Origin of the sequence: Teichococcus rhizosphaerae, from assembly GCF_002631185.1 — a bacterium.
In the GTDB taxonomy this organism is placed as follows: Bacteria; Pseudomonadota; Alphaproteobacteria; order Acetobacterales; family Acetobacteraceae; genus Pseudoroseomonas; species Pseudoroseomonas rhizosphaerae.
The window spans coordinates 56843-70433 of sequence record NZ_PDNU01000001.1; the positions used below are offsets into that span (position 1 = coordinate 56843).

A 13591-nucleotide genomic window follows, 5' to 3' on the forward strand; every position below is an offset into this window, starting at 1 on the left:
CGGCCGGCTAGCGCCGCCCGGCGAACTCCGGGTTGAGGCGGAGCGCGTCCGTCGTGTCGAAGTCGCGCAGCACGGCGTCGTCCGCCATTTCCACCTCCACCACGCGGTCGGCATATTTGCCGGCCAGGTGGCGGGCTCCCACATCACCCGTGATCTGCATCATTTCCGGAAGAAACTCCCGTGACCAGAGCATTGGGTTACCCTGTTTCCCGCGAAAGGTGGGCATCACGATAGCGCGCCCCTCCTCGGGGTCGAAGGCGGCGAGCAGCCGGTCGAGCATGGGGCCGGTGACGAGCGGCATGTCGCCCAGGCAGACAAGCACGCCCTCAACCTCCGGTGGCAGGGCGGAAAGGCCGGCCTTGAGCGAGGCGGAAAGCCCCTCGGCATAGTCCTCCGTCTGGGCGAGCAGCACGGGGCGCCCGGCCAGCGCATCCTCCACCCGCTCGCGCTCGTAGCCGGTCACGACGATGACGGGGCGGGCGCGGCTTTCCAGCGCGTTGGCGACGACGCGGGCGACCATCGGCACGCCCTTGCTGTCGGGCACCAGCAGCTTGTTGAGCGGCGCCATGCGGCGGGAGCGGCCGGCGGCCAGCACCAGCGCCGCCACCTGGCGCGGCCGGCGCGGCGCGGCGCCGGTGGGGGCGTTGCGCGGCGCCGCCTCGCGCGGCAGGGGCCGCGCCTCGATCTCCTTCAGCAGCCCGCCGACGCCCATGGCGGCGATCTCCCGCCCCCCCACCGGCAGGCCGGCGAAAAGGCGCTGCAACACCCAGTCGAAGCCGTTGAGCTTCGGGCTGCGGGCGCAGCCGGGTAGCACCAGGGCGGGGATGTCACCGATGCGGCCGAGGCAGAGCAGGTTGCCGGGATCGACCGGCATGCCGAAATGCTCGATCCGCCCCCCGGCGCGGACGATGGCGGCGGGCCCGACATCGCGCCGGTCCACCACCGCCGAGGCGCCGGCGGTCAGCAGCATCTCCGCTCCCGCCCGCTTCAGGCGGTTCAGCGCGTCGGCGATGGCGGCCTCCTCGTGCCGGCAGCGCTCGGGCGGCAGGAGCTGGCCCGCGAGGCCGGCGATGCGCGCCTCGGTGGCCTCCACCGCGCCCTCCATGACGCTTTCCTTGAGCCCCGGCAGCTCGGTCAGCACCAGCCCCACCTTGAGCGGGCGGAAGGGATGGATGGAAAGCGCCTGGCCCGAGCGGGCCATGGCCTCCGCCACCTGCAGCACGCCGCCCGGCACCGCGAAGGGGATGACCTTCACCGTGGCCAGCATCTCCCGCGCCGAGACGGGGCTGTGGCTGGGCAGGGTGGCCAGCGTCAGGCTCTCGTCCAGCGCGTTGAGGCGGTTGACCAGCGCCTCGTTCACCACCAGCAGCCCGGCGGCGTCGGCCAGCAGGTTCACCCGCCCCGTGGCGGCGCGCGAGCGGGCCAGCAGCGGCCCCATCAGCGCCTCGCCGATGCGGTGGGCAGCCTCGTTCTCCGGCACGTCGCCGCTTTCCAGCCGGGCGGCGATGACCTCCCGCCGGCCGGCCGCGCGCAGCGCGGCGATGGCCTCGGCGTCCAGCACCGTGCCCTTCTTGAGCACCTTGCCGGGCAGGCGCAGCGTGTGGGCGAGCACGGCGCCCTGGGCGTCTTCGAGCGGGGTGGGGCCGAACTGCATGATGGCGGAACCTACCGGCCGGCCAGCGCGGCGCCGCGGCGGCGGGCGACGATCTCGGCCATGATGGAAAGGGCGATCTCGGGCGCCGTGACGGCGCCGATGGCGAGGCCCACGGGGGCGGCGATGCGCGCCATGGCCTCCTCGGGCAGCCCGGCCTCGGCGAGGCGCGCCACCCGCTTGGCGTGGGTGCGCCGGCTGCCCAGCGCGCCGATGTAGAAGGCGGGGCTGCGCAGCGCCACCTCCAGCGCCGGGTCGTCCAGCTTCGGGTCGTGGGTGAGGGTGACGATGGCGGTGCGCGCGTCGGGGGCGAGCCGCTCCATGGCCTCGTCCGGCCATTCGTCCACCAGCGTCACGCCGGTGCCGAAGCGCTCCTCCGTGGCGAAGGCGCGGCGCGGATCGACCACCGTGACGGCGAAGCCGAGGCCCAGTGCCATCGGCACCAGCGCCTGCGCCACATGCACCGCCCCCACCACGATCAGCCGCAGGCGGGGATTGTGCGGCTGGATGAACCAGGGCGCGCCCTCATGCGGCAGGCTGGCGGCGGCGTCGGACGCCAGCGCCGCATCGGCGGCGGCGGCGAGGGGGGCGGGGAGGCCGTCCTCGGGGTGGAGGAACTGCGCGCCATCCGTCAGGCGCGTGGCCACCGCCACGGCCCGGTCGGCGGCGCGCGCCCGTTGCAGCCGGGCGAGGAAATCCGCCTTCACGCCGCCTGCCCCTCGAGCTTCTCCACGAACACCTTCAGCTTGCCCCCGCAGGCCAGGCCCACCTCCCAGGCGCGCTCGTCGCTGATGCCGAAATCCAGCAGCTGGGGGGTTCCGTCGGCCATGGTCCGGCGCGCCGCCTCGGCCACCGCCCCCTCGATGCAGCCGCCCGAGACGCTGCCGGCCAGCCGGCCGGAGGCGGTGACGGCGAGATGCGAGCCGGCGGGGCGAGGCGAGCTGCCCCAGGTTTCCACCACGGTCGCCAGCGCCACCGTCTCGCCCTCGGCCAGCCAGCCGGCGGCGGTGGCGAGGATGTCCTCCTGGTCGCTCATCGCAATCCTCCCGAAAGCGTTCCTGTGGCGGCGGGGCGCGGCGCCGGGCCGGAAAGGGTCCGCACCAGGGCGCGCAGGCTCTCGATGTTGTGGACCGGACGGTGCTCATGCACCAGGGGGAGCATGGTGCGGATGCCCTGCGAGCGCGGCTGGAAGCCCGCGTAGCGCAGCAGCGGGTTCAGCCAGATCAGCCTGCGGCAGGAATTGCGCAGCCGCTCCGTGGCGGCGGCGAGGCGGGCGAGGTCGGCGGCGTCGCCGCGCTCCAGCCCATCGGTGATCAGCAGCACCACCGCTCCCTGGCCCAGCACGCGCCGCCCCCACTGCCTGTTGAACAGGTCCAGCGCCTCGCCGATGCGGGTGCCGCCCGACCAGTCCGGCACCAGGTGGCTGACCATCTCGAAGGCCACCTCGGCATCCCGGTGCCGCAGCGGGCGGGTGATGTTGGTGAGCCTGGTGCCGAACAGGAAGGTGGAGACGCGGTCGCGGTCGTTGGTCACCGCGTGCAGGAAGTGCAGCAGCACCTGGGCGTAGCGCGCCATGCTGCCGGAGATGTCGCAGATGGCCACCAGCGGCGGCGGCCGCTCCACCCGCCGCGTGTGGCGAAGCTCCAGCACCTCGCCGCCCTGCCGCATGGCGTGGCGCAGCGTGGCGCGCAGGTCGGCGCGCGGCCCCGCCGGGTCGGGGCGGAAGCGGCGGGTGGGGCGGTGGTCGAGCGGCAGGGACAGGCGGCGGATCTCGCCGCGCGCCGCCGCCAGCTCCGCCGCGCCCATCGCCTCGAAATCCATCCTTGCCAGGGCCTCGGCGGCGCTGACGGTCAGGCTGGCATCCACCTCGCGCTCGGGCGCCCGGGGCGGCTGCGGCGGTGGCGCCTGGCCGCCCAGCGCCTCGGCCAGCCGGCGCCCGCCCGGCGGGGGCCTGGGCGGCGGCTGCCCCTGGCTGAGCGCGTCCATGGCGGCGGCGTGGCGGCCGGCCTCCGGGTCACGCCACCACAGGCGGAAGGCATGGTCGAACAGGTGCTGGTGCTCCTGCCGGTGCACCAGCGTGGCCCGCAGCGCGGCCTGGGCCTGCCGCCGGTCGGCGAGGTCGATGCGGGTCAGCGCCTCGGCGCCGGCCAGCATCTCGGCCGGCCCGACCAGCAGGCCGGCACGCCGCAGCAGCCGGCCGAAGCCCAGCAGGTTGGCCGCCAGCGTGCCGGCCTTGGGCATACCGGCTCCGGGCGTGCCGCTCATGCCGCGAGGCCCCGTTTCACCGGCCACGCGACGTCAGAAGGGCATGGCGGGGGCGGGGGGCTGCTTCACCGCCTCCACCAGCCTCGCCGCCTCGGCGCCGCGCAGCTTGGCGATGTCGTCCTGGTATTTCAGCAGGGCGCCCAGCGTCTCGTCCACCAGCACCGGCTCCAGCTCGGCGGCGTCCAGCGCGCGCAGCGCGTTGGCCCAGTCGATGGTCTCGGCCACGCCCGGCAGCTTGAAGAAGTCGCCGCCGCGCAGCTTCTGCACGAAGGCCACCACCTGGGCCGAGAGCGTCTCCGGCAGGCCGGGGGCGCGGCTGGCCAGGATGGCGCGCTCGCGCACCGCGTCCGGGTAGTCCACCCACTGGTAGAGGCAGCGGCGGCGGATGGCGTCGTGCACCTCCCGCGTGCGGTTGCTGGTCAGCACCACGATGGGCGGCGTCTCGGCGCGCACGGTGCCAAGCTCGGGGATGGTGAGCTGGAAATCGGCCAGGATCTCCAGCAGGAAGGCCTCGAAGGGCTCGTCCGCGCGGTCCAGCTCGTCGATCAGCAGCACGGCGGGCGGGCCGGAGAGCGCCGCCAGCAGCGGCCGCTCCTGCAGGAAGCGGCGGTCGTAGATGCCGGCCTCGAGCGCCGCGCGGCCCGCCTCGCCCTGGCTTTCCCCGGAGGCCTCGGCCAGGCGGATGGCCATGAGCTGCCGCGCATGGTTCCATTCATAGGCCGCCGCCTGCAGGTCCAGCCCGTCATAGCATTGCAGCCGCACCAGCCTCCGGCCGAGCCCGGCCGCCAGCACCTTGGCGATCTCCGTCTTGCCGGTGCCCGGCTCCCCTTCCAGGAAGAGCGGGCGGCCCATGGCCAGCGCCAGGAAGACGGTGGTGGCCAGCGCCCGGTCGGCGACATAGCCGCCAAGCGCCAGGAGCCGTTCGGTTTCCGAGACCGAGGAGGGCAGGGGGGCGGGTGCCGGCGCCACGGCTCAGCCGAGCACGAAGAGCAGGAACAGGATCACCAGGAACACCGCCGAGCCGCCCCAGAACAGCACCGGCAGGCCCATGATCTCGGAGGGCAGCAGCTGGAACACCGAGATGGAGGGCGAGGGCGCCGCCACCGGCCGGGCATAGCCGCGCGCCGCCGGGTCGTGCGGCACATGCCCGCCCGTCTGCAGCGGGGCCGGCCTGCCGCCGGGCGGGGCCTCGCCGCCATGCTCGGCGACGCCCGCGCCGATCAGCGTCGCGGCGCCGAGACGCTGGGTGGGGGAGGCATCGCCCACCTCGGTGCCGGGGGCGGGGGTGGGCACGGTGCCGGGCGGCAGCGCCGGGATGTGCGAGGGGCGTGGGGCGGCGCCATCGGCCATGGCGGCGGCGGCCTCGCTGCGGGGCGCCTGGCCGGCGATGGCGGCGGGAGCGGCCTCGGCGGGGGTGGAGACGATGGCGGCGAAGCGATCGAAGAACTGGTCGGCCATCTGCTTGGCGGTGCTGTCGATCAGCCGCGCGCCGAGCTGCGCCATCTTGCCGCCCACCTGCGCCTTGACGTTGTAGCGCAGCAGGGTGGTGTTGGGCCCCTGCTCCTCCAGCGCCACGTCGGCGCCGCCCTTGGCGAAGCCCATGGCGCCGCCATTGCCCTCGCCGCCGATGGTGTAGGAGGCGGGCGGGTTGATGTTGGTGAGCTGCACCTTGCCGGTGAACTTCGCCGCCATCGGCCCGATCTTGACGCCGACGCGGGCCTGGAAGCTGTCGTCTCCCGTGCGCTCGACCGACTCGCAGCCGGGAATGGAGGCGCGCAGCACCTCGGGATCGTTCAGGCCCTGCCAGACGGTCTCGCGCGGCGCCTCGATTCGCCGCTCACCGGTCATTTCCATCGCAACTCTCCCTCTACTGCTGTGCGGAAGCTAGGGCGGGCCGGCGCCGGGGGAAAGGGTGGCGCGGCCAATGGGTGGTGCCCCGGCCGGGGCTGGTGTAGGGGCAGGGCACGGGAAAACCGCCGCGGCCGCCCTCGGGGCCGGCCGCCGGAAGCTGAAGGGGACGGACGATGCCAGGGGTCTGGTCGCGCCGCGGGATCGCGTGTCTGGGGGCGGCGCTGCCCTCCCTCCTGGCCGGGCTGCTGGCCGCCGGCCCGGCGCTGGCGGCACCGGCCGAAGGCGCCGCGCCCGTGCTCTCCGCGCTGTGGGCGCTGCCCTTCGCCGGGGTGCTGCTCTCCATCGCGCTGATGCCGCTGCTGGCGGGCCATCTGTGGCACCACCACTACGGCAAGATCGCCGCCGGCTGGACGGCGCTGTTCCTGCTGCCCTACGCGCTGGCGTTCGGCACCGGTCACGCCTGGCATGAATTCGCGCATGTCATGGTGGGCGAGTACCTGCCCTTCATCACCCTTCTCCTCGCCCTCTACGCCGCGGGCGGCGGCGTGCTGCTGAAGGGCAGCCTGGTCGGCACGCCGGGCACCAACACGGCGCTGCTGGCGGTGGGCACCGCCATCGCCAGCCTGATGGGCACCACCGGCGCCTCGATGGTGCTGATCCGCCCGTTGCTGCGGGCCAACGCCGGGCGGCGGCGGAAGATGCACACCTTCGTCTTCTTCATCTTCCTAGTGAGCAACATCGGCGGCAGCCTGACCCCGCTCGGCGACCCGCCGCTCTATCTCGGCTTCCTCAAGGGGGTCAGCTTCTTCTGGCCCACCACCCACCTGTTCGGCGAGTTCCTGTTCTGCGCCGTGCTGCTGCTGGCCGTCTACTGGGTGCTGGACAGCCTGGCCTATGCGAAGGAGCGCAAGGCGCCCATCGCTCCCGCCGCCGAGGCCGCCATGCACGCGGACCACGCCGAGGCGCCGCCGCATGAGCGGCTGGCCATCGCCGGCTGGGTGAACGTGGCGCTGATCGGCGCCGTGGTGGCGGCCGTGCTGATGCAGGGGCTGTGGCAGCCGGGCGAGGTTTCGCTGCTCGGCCAGCCGATCGGGCTGGAGCGGGTGGTGGCCATGCTGATCTTCCTGGCCATCACCGCCGCCTCGGTGTGGCTCACGCCGGCCGGCATCCGCGAGGCGAACGGCTTCACCTGGGGCGCCATCGTGGAGGTGGCCAAGCTGTTCGCCGCCATCTTCCTCACCATGGCGCCGGTCCTGGCCATGCTGAAGGCCGGCCCCGCCGGGCCGCTGGCGGGCCTCGTGGCGCTCACCTCCGACCCTGCCGGCCAGCCCATTCCCTGGGTCTATTTCTGGCTGACCGGGCTGCTCTCCTCCTTTCTCGACAACGCGCCGACCTACCTGGTCTTCTTCAACCTGGCGGGCGGCGACGCGGCGGCGCTGATGGGGCAGGGCGCGCTGACGCTGGCCGCCATCTCCTGCGGCGCGGTGTTCATGGGCGCCAATTCGTATATCGGCAACGCGCCCAACTTCATGGTGAAGGCCATTGTCGAGGCGCAGGGTGTGCGCATGCCGAGCTTCTTCGGCTATTGCGGATGGGCGCTGGTCTTCCTGGTGCCCACCTTCATCCTGGTCACGCTGCTGTTTTTCTGAAAGCGTCCATAAAGGAAACCTCAATGCCCTACGTCATCGCCGACGACCTGCCCGACGCGCCCGCCGGCCAGCGCTTCCGCGCCCTGCTGGAGCGGCCGCAGATCCTGCGCATGCCGGGCGCGCATCTCGGCATCGCGGCGCTGCTGGCGAAGCAGGCGGGGTTCGAGGCGCTCTACATGTCGGGCGCCGCCATGTCCGCCACCATGGGCCTGCCCGACCTCGGCATGATCACGGTCGATGACGTCTCCTGGCACATCCGCCAGGTGGCGCGCGCCTCCGGCATGCCGGTGCTGGTGGATGGCGACACCGGCTATGGCGAGGCGCTGAACGTGATGCACATGGTGCGCTCCTTCGAGGAGGCGGGTGCGGCCGCCGTGCATCTCGAGGACCAGCTCCTGCCCAAGAAGTGCGGCCACCTGAACGACAAGAAGCTGGCCGACGCACGGGACATGGCGGCCAAGGTCGCCGCCGCCCGCAAGGCGCGCCGCCACCTCTACCTGATCGCCCGCACCGACGCCGCCGCCAGCGAGGGCATGGACGGCGCCGTGGCCCGCGCCAGGCTCTACCTGGAGGCGGGGGCGGACGCGATCTTCCCCGAGGCGCTGACCACGCGCGAGATGTTCGAGGAGTTCGCCCGCCGCATGCCGGGGGTGAAGCTGCTGGCCAACATGACCGAGTTCGGCCGCACGCCCTTCTTCACCGCCGAGGAATTCGAGGCGATGGGCTATTCCATGGTGATCTGGCCGGTCAGCCAGCTCCGCGTCGCCGCCCGCAGCATGGAGGAGCTCTACGCCGCCATCGCGCAGGATGGCGGCACCCACAAGATGCTCAACCGGATGCAGACCCGCGCCGAGCTGTACGAGACCATCCGCTACCACGACTACGAGGCGCTGGATTCCACCCTGGTGAGGACCATCGTGCCCGAGGGCATGCCCCAGGGGAGCTGAGGGGAACGGCTGACCGGAGCGTCCGGTCAGCCTTCCAGCACCTCCGCCAGCGCCTCCGCGGCGGGGGAAAGGCTGGCGCCGCGCCGGCGCAGCAGCACGATGCGCCGGCGCAGCAGGGGAGAGGGCACGGGCCGCGTTTCCAGCAGCGGCGCCACCCGCAGCTCCACCGCGGTGGCCGGCAGCAGGCCGATGCCGAGCCCCGCCCGCACCAGCGCCACGGCCGTGCTCATGTAGGTCGCCTCATAGGCGGGGCGGATGGCCAGGCCGGCGGCGGCGAAGGCGTGCTCGGCCAGGGTGCGCAGGCTGCTTTCCGGGTCGGTCAGCACCAGCGGCGCGGCGGCCAGCGCGGGCAGGCCGACCTCCTTCAGCGCCGCGAAGGGATGGCCGGGCGGCAGCACCGCCACCAGCGAATCCTCGAAGAGCGGCGTCTCCTCCAGTTCCGGTTCCGGCCCGGCGGCGTGGCCGATGCCGAGCTCCGCCTCGCCCGCCTTCACCAGCGCCGCCACGCGCCGCGCCACCGCATCCCGCACCATGACGCGGATGCCGGGATGCGCCGCGCGCAGCCGCGCCAGCGCCCCCGGCAGCAGGTTGGCCGCGACCGAGGGGAGCACCGCCAGATGCACCACGCCGGAGCGCCGCTGCGCCTGCTCCCGCGCGCCGGCCACCACCGTTTCCAGATCGTCCAGGATGCGCTGGAAGGAGGCCGCCAGCGCCTGCCCCGCCGGGGTGGGCCGCACGCCCCGCGCCGAGCGGTCGAACAGCGTGACGCCGAGGCTCTCCTCCAGCGCCCGGATCTGCAAGGTCAGGGCGGGCTGCGACACATGCAGCCGCAACGCCGCCCGGCCGAAGCTGCCGGTCTCCACCGCCGCCGTCAGCGCGCGGATCTGCCGCAGGGAGTAGCTCATGAGGTTTTCCTATGAGTGCGCCAGGAAAAACTCAATGGACTTATGGCCCTGCGCGCGGCGAGATGGGGGGGAAGGGGCCGGAGCGAGCCCCGCCCGGTTGGAGACGCAGCACCATGACCCCAATCCCGCCCCGCCGCCGCACCCTGCTGGCCGGCGGCCTCGGCCTCGCCGCCCTGCCGCTGGCCGCGCCCGCCCTTCGCGCGCAGGAAGCCTGGCCCAGCCGCCCCATCCGGATGGTCGTGCCCTTCGGCGCCGGCACCAGCACGGACATCATGACGCGCCTCGTCGCCGTGCCGATGTCGAAGGCCCTGGGCCAGCCGGTGGTGGTGGAGAACCGCGCCGGGGCGGGGGGCGTGGTGGGCAGCGACGCCGTCGCCAAGGCCGCGCCCGACGGCTACACCCTCTGCATGGGCAGCATTGCCTCGCATTCGGTGAATGTCTCGCTGATGCCCAGCATGCCCTATGACGTGCTGCGGGACTTCACGCCGCTTTCCCTCGTCACCGAGGCGCCGAACCTGCTGGTGGTCTCGCCCAAGGTGCCGGCGAGGACGCTGCCCGAGTTCATCGCCTGGGCGAAGCAGCAGCGGGGCGGGGTGAGCTACGCCTCGGCGGGCAACGGCACCTCCAGCCACCTGGCGGGGGAGCTTCTGAAGCTGCGCAGCGGCGCGCCGCTGGAGCACGTGCCCTACCGCAGCGGTGCCCAGGCGGTGACCGACGTGGTGGCCGGCAACGTGCCGATGATCGTCTATCAGGTGACGGCGGTGCTGCCCTTCGTGCGCGAGGGCACGCTGCGGGCGCTGGCCGCCACCTCGGCGCGGCGGCTGGAGCTGACGCCGGAGATCCCCACCGCCATCGAGCAGGGCATCGAGGGGTTCGACGTTTCCGCCTGGCACGGGCTGTTCGCCCCCGCCGGCCTGCCCGCCCCGGTGCGGGACCGCATCTATGCCGCGCTGAAGGCGGCGCTCGACGCCCCGGAGATGCGCGCCCAGCTCCGCGACCAGGGCCTGCAGCCGATCGGCATGGCGCCGGCCGAGTTCCGCACCTGGCTGGAAGGCGACATCGCCAAGTGGCGCGAGGTGGTGCGCATCTCCGGCGCCAGGGCCGATTGAGGGAACACGCCATGCCTTCCGACACGATGCTGCGCATCGGCTGCGGCTCCGGCTTCTCGGGGGACCGGCTGGACGCGCCCGGCCCGGTGGTGGACGCCCTGATCGCCGCCGGCGGCCCGGCCGCGCTGATGCTGGAGGTGCTGGGCGAGCGCACCCTGGCGCTTGCCCAGCGCGAGCGGCTGCACAGGCCGGAGGCGGGGTTCGAGCCGGCGCTGATCGCGCTGCTGCGGCCCATCCTCGCGCGCTGCGTGGCGCATGGCGTCCCCATCGTCACCAATGGCGGCGCGGCCAATCCGCGCGGCGCCGCGCGGGCGGTGCTGGCGCTGGGGCGGGAGCTGTGCCTGCCCGCGCTCCGCATCGGCGTGGTGGAGGGCGACGACATCCGCGGCACCGGTGCGCTCGACGACCTCGAACCCTGGGAAGGGGATGCGGGGGCGGTGCTGGAGCCGGCGAGCGTGATCGCCGCCAACGTCTATCTCGGTGCCGCGCCGATCGCCGAGGCGCTGCGGGGCGGTGCGCAGGTGGTGGTCACCGGCCGCTGCTCCGACCCCGCCCTGGCGCTGGGCCCCATGCTGGCGCATTTCGGCTGGCGCGAGGATGACTGGGACCGGCTCGCCGCCGGCACGATGGCCGGGCATCTGCTGGAATGCGGCGCCCAGGTCACGGGCGGCTACTTCGCCGACCCGGGGGTGAAGGACGTGCCCGGCATGGCGGAACTCGGCTTTCCCATCGCCGAGATCGGCGCCGACGGGTCGGTGCTGATCACCAAGCCGGAGGGCACGGGCGGCGTGGTGGACCGCCGCACCGTGACCGAGCAGCTTCTCTACGAGCTGCACGACCCTGCCGCCTACCTGACGCCGGACGTGGTGCTGGACATCACCGGGGTCAGCATCGCCGAGGAGGGGCCGGACCGGGTCCGCGTCTCCGGCGCGCGCGGGCGGCCGCGGCCGGAGCGGCTGAAGGCCACCGTCAGCCTGCCCGGCGGCTGGCTGGGGGAGGGCGAGATCTCCTATGCCGGCCCCAATGCCCGCGCCCGCGCGGAGCTGGCCGGCCGCACCCTGCTGGAGCGGCTGCGGATGCTGGGGCTGGAGCGCGGCGCGCGGCTCGACCTGATCGGCGTGGTCAGCGTCTTCGCGGGCGATGCGGGGGTGCCGGCGGGCAGCGAGGCGCTGGCGCCCTCCGACCTGCGCCTGCGCCTGGCCGTGGCCACCGGAACGCGCGAGGAGGCGGAGCGGGCGGTGCGCGAGGTGCTCTCGCTCTATTGCTGCGGCCCGGCGGGCGGCGGCGGCGTGCGGACCCGCGTCGTGGACCGCATCCGCACCCTCTCCTTCCTGGTGCCGCGCGAGCGGCTTTCCCCCCGCGTCACCTTGCTGGACCTGGCGGAGGCCACGGCATGAGCACCGTTCCGCTGTACCGGTTCGCCCATGCCCGGGCGGGAGACAAGGGCAACCGCCTGAACATCGCGCTCATCGCCCATCGCGCGGAGGACTGGCCATGGCTGGCCGCGCAGGTGACGGAAGCGCGGGTGCTGGCGCTGTTCGCCCATCGCGGCGCCACGGCGGTGCGGCGGCATGACCTGCCGGGGCTCGGCGCCTTCAACTTCGTCATCGAGGACGTGCTGCAGGGCGGCGTGAACGGCGCGCTGAACCTGGACGGGCATGGCAAGTCGCTCTCCTTCCACCTGCTGAGCCTGCCGGTGGAGGCGCCCGCGCCGGATTGAAGCCCCAGGCGCCCGCGCCGGATTGAAGCCACGGAGGGCGGCGGTTCTGCTACGCTGCGCCGCATGGGAATGAAACGCCGAGACATGCTGCTGGCGGCCGCCATCGCGCCGCTGGCCACCCGCCTGCCCGCGCCGCGAACCGCCGCCGCCCAAGGCTCCACGCCAGGTTCCAGCCAGGACCTCGCGGAACTGCCGCCCGTGCTGATGATCCACGGCAATGGCGACCACGCCGCGCTGTGGATGACCACGCTGTGGCGCTTCGAGTCGAATGGCTGGCCGCGCGAGCGCCTCGCCGCCCTCAACCTGCCCGACCCGCTGGCGCGCGACGACGACGCCATCCCCCAGCCGCGGCGCAGCGGCACCGAGGATTTCCGGCGCGCCACCGAGGCGGCGGTGGCGGCGCTGCGCCAGCGCACTGGCGCGGCGCGGGTGGCGCTGGTGGGCAACAGCCGCGGCGGCTACCCGATCCGCGACTTCGTGGTGCATGGGGACGGCGCGCCGCAGGTCTCGCACGCCGTGCTGTGCGGCACGCCGAACCGGGGTGTCTATGACTGGGAATGGAGCCGCAACCGCGAGTTCAACGGCCGCTCCGACTTCCTCCGCCGGCTGAACGGCGGCGAGACGGACGTGGTGCCCGGCACCGCCTTCCTGACCCTGCGCAGCGACGGCAACGACCTCTACGCCCAGCCGGACGGGGCGATCTCCGGCCGCCCCGGCACGCCCACCGGCGTCGACGCCACCGGCCCCGAGCTGCGCGGCGCCACCAACCTGGTGCTGGGCCAGCTCGACCACCGGGAGGTGGCCTATCACGCGCGCGCCTTCCGCGAGATGTACCGCTTCATCGCCGGTCGGGAGCCGGAGCGGCTGGCGGTGCTGCCCGAGGCGCGGCCGGTGCTGGACGGCATCGTCAGCGGCACGCCCGGCGGGGTGCAGACCAACCGCCCCGTGCCCGGCGCCACCGTGGCGGTGTGGCGCACCGACCCGGAGACCGGCGCGCGCATGGGCGAGGCCCTGCACCGCCGCACCACGGGGGAGGATGGCCGCTGGGGCCCGGTGACGGTGGCGCCGGACTGGACGCTGGAGCTGGAGGTGGCCGCCCCCGGCCACCCGGTGACGCATTTCTACCGCTCGCCCTTTCCGCGCTCGTCGGACGTGGTGCATCTGCGCCCGGCCCGGCCGGTCTCGGCGGAGGACCGGGCGGCGGGGGCGGTGCTGCTGTTCACCCGCCCGCGCGGCTATTTCGCCCGCCCGCGCGACGCCATCATCCTCGATGGCCGCGAGCCGGAGCAGGTGCCGCCGGGCCTGGCGCGGCTGGCGACGGTGACGCTGCGCCGGCCGGCCGCCGAGCTGGGCCGGCCGGTGCTCGCCCAGTTCAACGAGGAGCGCGTGGTGGCCCGCCTCTGGCCCATCGCGGAAGACCGCGTGAGCGTCGCGGAGATGACCTTCTAAACCCCCGGGGAAGGGACCGGGCCCGGGAAGCTTCCCTGTCCCGGG

At 73.9% G+C, this 13591-nt stretch carries 13 protein-coding genes; 6 read left to right on the forward strand and 7 right to left on the reverse strand.

The window, feature by feature from the left end:
- Window positions 1-7 precede the first annotated feature (7 nt).
- The 6 genes from CR162_RS00270 to CR162_RS00295 are packed head-to-tail and all read right to left on the reverse strand — an operon-like array spanning window position 8 to window position 5770.
- Window positions 8-1654, reverse strand: coding sequence for an NTP transferase domain-containing protein (locus CR162_RS00270; RefSeq protein WP_099093537.1), 1647 nt, complete (start codon window positions 1652-1654; stop codon window positions 8-10).
- 11 nt (window positions 1655-1665) lie between these two features.
- On the reverse strand, window positions 1666-2358 hold the full coding sequence (locus tag CR162_RS00275; RefSeq protein ID WP_099093538.1) for an XdhC family protein: 693 nt from the start codon (window positions 2356-2358) through the stop codon (window positions 1666-1668).
- A complete protein-coding gene (locus tag CR162_RS00280; RefSeq protein ID WP_099093539.1) occupies window positions 2355-2687 on the reverse strand; it encodes an XdhC family protein in 333 nt (110 codons plus the stop codon). Before CR162_RS00280 ends, CR162_RS00275 begins: the two co-directional genes overlap by 4 nt.
- Window positions 2684-3892: a vWA domain-containing protein gene (locus CR162_RS00285; RefSeq protein WP_099093540.1), complete on the reverse strand. Its 1209-nt coding sequence runs from the start codon at window positions 3890-3892 to the stop codon at window positions 2684-2686. The genes CR162_RS00280 and CR162_RS00285 overlap by 4 nt, the downstream gene beginning before the upstream one ends.
- A 57-nt stretch (window positions 3893-3949) precedes the next feature.
- On the reverse strand, window positions 3950-4885 hold the full coding sequence (locus CR162_RS00290) for an AAA family ATPase (protein WP_176559655.1): 936 nt from the start codon (window positions 4883-4885) through the stop codon (window positions 3950-3952).
- Between the two features lie 3 nt (window positions 4886-4888).
- Window positions 4889-5770, reverse strand: coding sequence for a CoxG family protein (locus tag CR162_RS00295; protein WP_099093541.1), 882 nt, complete (start codon window positions 5768-5770; stop codon window positions 4889-4891).
- Between the two features lie 170 nt (window positions 5771-5940).
- Between CR162_RS00295 and CR162_RS00300 the strand changes: the two genes are divergently transcribed.
- Together CR162_RS00300 and prpB are read left to right on the forward strand one after the other, a co-directional pair.
- Complete coding sequence (locus CR162_RS00300; RefSeq protein ID WP_099093542.1) at window positions 5941-7416, forward strand: sodium:proton antiporter; 1476 nt, start codon at window positions 5941-5943, stop codon at window positions 7414-7416.
- A 23-nt stretch (window positions 7417-7439) separates the two neighbouring features.
- Window positions 7440-8363 carry a methylisocitrate lyase gene (gene prpB, locus CR162_RS00305; protein WP_099093543.1) on the forward strand — a complete coding sequence of 308 codons (924 nt, stop codon included), beginning with the start codon at window positions 7440-7442 and terminating at the stop codon, window positions 8361-8363.
- A gap of 26 nt (window positions 8364-8389) precedes the next feature.
- Here the strand turns inward: prpB and CR162_RS00310 are convergent, their stop codons facing one another.
- Entirely contained in the window at window positions 8390-9268 is an 879-nt protein-coding gene (locus CR162_RS00310; protein ID WP_099093544.1) for a LysR family transcriptional regulator, read from the reverse strand.
- Window positions 9269-9381: 113 nt separating this feature from the next.
- Here CR162_RS00310 and CR162_RS00315 point away from each other — a divergent pair, with 113 nt between their 5' ends.
- The 4 genes from CR162_RS00315 to CR162_RS00330 all read left to right on the forward strand — a co-directional run bounded on the left by CR162_RS00315 (window position 9382) and on the right by CR162_RS00330 (window position 13546).
- Window positions 9382-10377, forward strand: coding sequence for a Bug family tripartite tricarboxylate transporter substrate binding protein (locus tag CR162_RS00315; protein ID WP_099093545.1), 996 nt, complete (start codon window positions 9382-9384; stop codon window positions 10375-10377).
- An 11-nt stretch (window positions 10378-10388) separates the two neighbouring features.
- The gene (locus tag CR162_RS00320; protein ID WP_099093546.1) at window positions 10389-11774 is read left to right on the forward strand and encodes an acyclic terpene utilization AtuA family protein; all 1386 of its coding nucleotides are present in this window, start codon (window positions 10389-10391) and stop codon (window positions 11772-11774) included.
- Window positions 11771-12097 (forward strand): AtuA-related protein, encoded by a 327-nt coding sequence (locus CR162_RS00325; RefSeq protein ID WP_099093547.1) that lies wholly within the window; start codon window positions 11771-11773, stop codon window positions 12095-12097. The genes CR162_RS00320 and CR162_RS00325 overlap by 4 nt, the downstream gene beginning before the upstream one ends.
- 84 nt (window positions 12098-12181) lie before the next feature.
- Complete coding sequence (locus CR162_RS00330; protein ID WP_245870048.1) at window positions 12182-13546, forward strand: hydrolase; 1365 nt, start codon at window positions 12182-12184, stop codon at window positions 13544-13546.
- Window positions 13547-13591: the final 45 nt, after the last annotated feature.

Coding starts and splice junctions, on each gene's coding strand:
- CR162_RS00270 (WP_099093537.1), bottom strand. CDS start 1,654: ATGCAGTTCGGCCCCACCCCGCTCGAAGACGCCCAGGGCGCCGTGCTC.
- CR162_RS00280 (WP_099093539.1), bottom strand. CDS start 2,687: ATGAGCGACCAGGAGGACATCCTCGCCACCGCCGCCGGCTGGCTGGCC.
- CR162_RS00285 (WP_099093540.1), bottom strand. CDS start 3,892: ATGCCCAAGGCCGGCACGCTGGCGGCCAACCTGCTGGGCTTCGGCCGG.
- CR162_RS00295 (WP_099093541.1), bottom strand. CDS start 5,770: ATGGAAATGACCGGTGAGCGGCGAATCGAGGCGCCGCGCGAGACCGTC.
- CR162_RS00300 (WP_099093542.1), top strand. CDS start 5,941: ATGCCAGGGGTCTGGTCGCGCCGCGGGATCGCGTGTCTGGGGGCGGCG.
- prpB (WP_099093543.1), top strand. CDS start 7,440: ATGCCCTACGTCATCGCCGACGACCTGCCCGACGCGCCCGCCGGCCAG.
- CR162_RS00310 (WP_099093544.1), bottom strand. CDS start 9,268: ATGAGCTACTCCCTGCGGCAGATCCGCGCGCTGACGGCGGCGGTGGAG.
- CR162_RS00315 (WP_099093545.1), top strand. CDS start 9,382: ATGACCCCAATCCCGCCCCGCCGCCGCACCCTGCTGGCCGGCGGCCTC.
- CR162_RS00320 (WP_099093546.1), top strand. CDS start 10,389: ATGCCTTCCGACACGATGCTGCGCATCGGCTGCGGCTCCGGCTTCTCG.
- CR162_RS00325 (WP_099093547.1), top strand. CDS start 11,771: ATGAGCACCGTTCCGCTGTACCGGTTCGCCCATGCCCGGGCGGGAGAC.
- CR162_RS00330 (WP_245870048.1), top strand. CDS start 12,182: ATGCTGCTGGCGGCCGCCATCGCGCCGCTGGCCACCCGCCTGCCCGCG.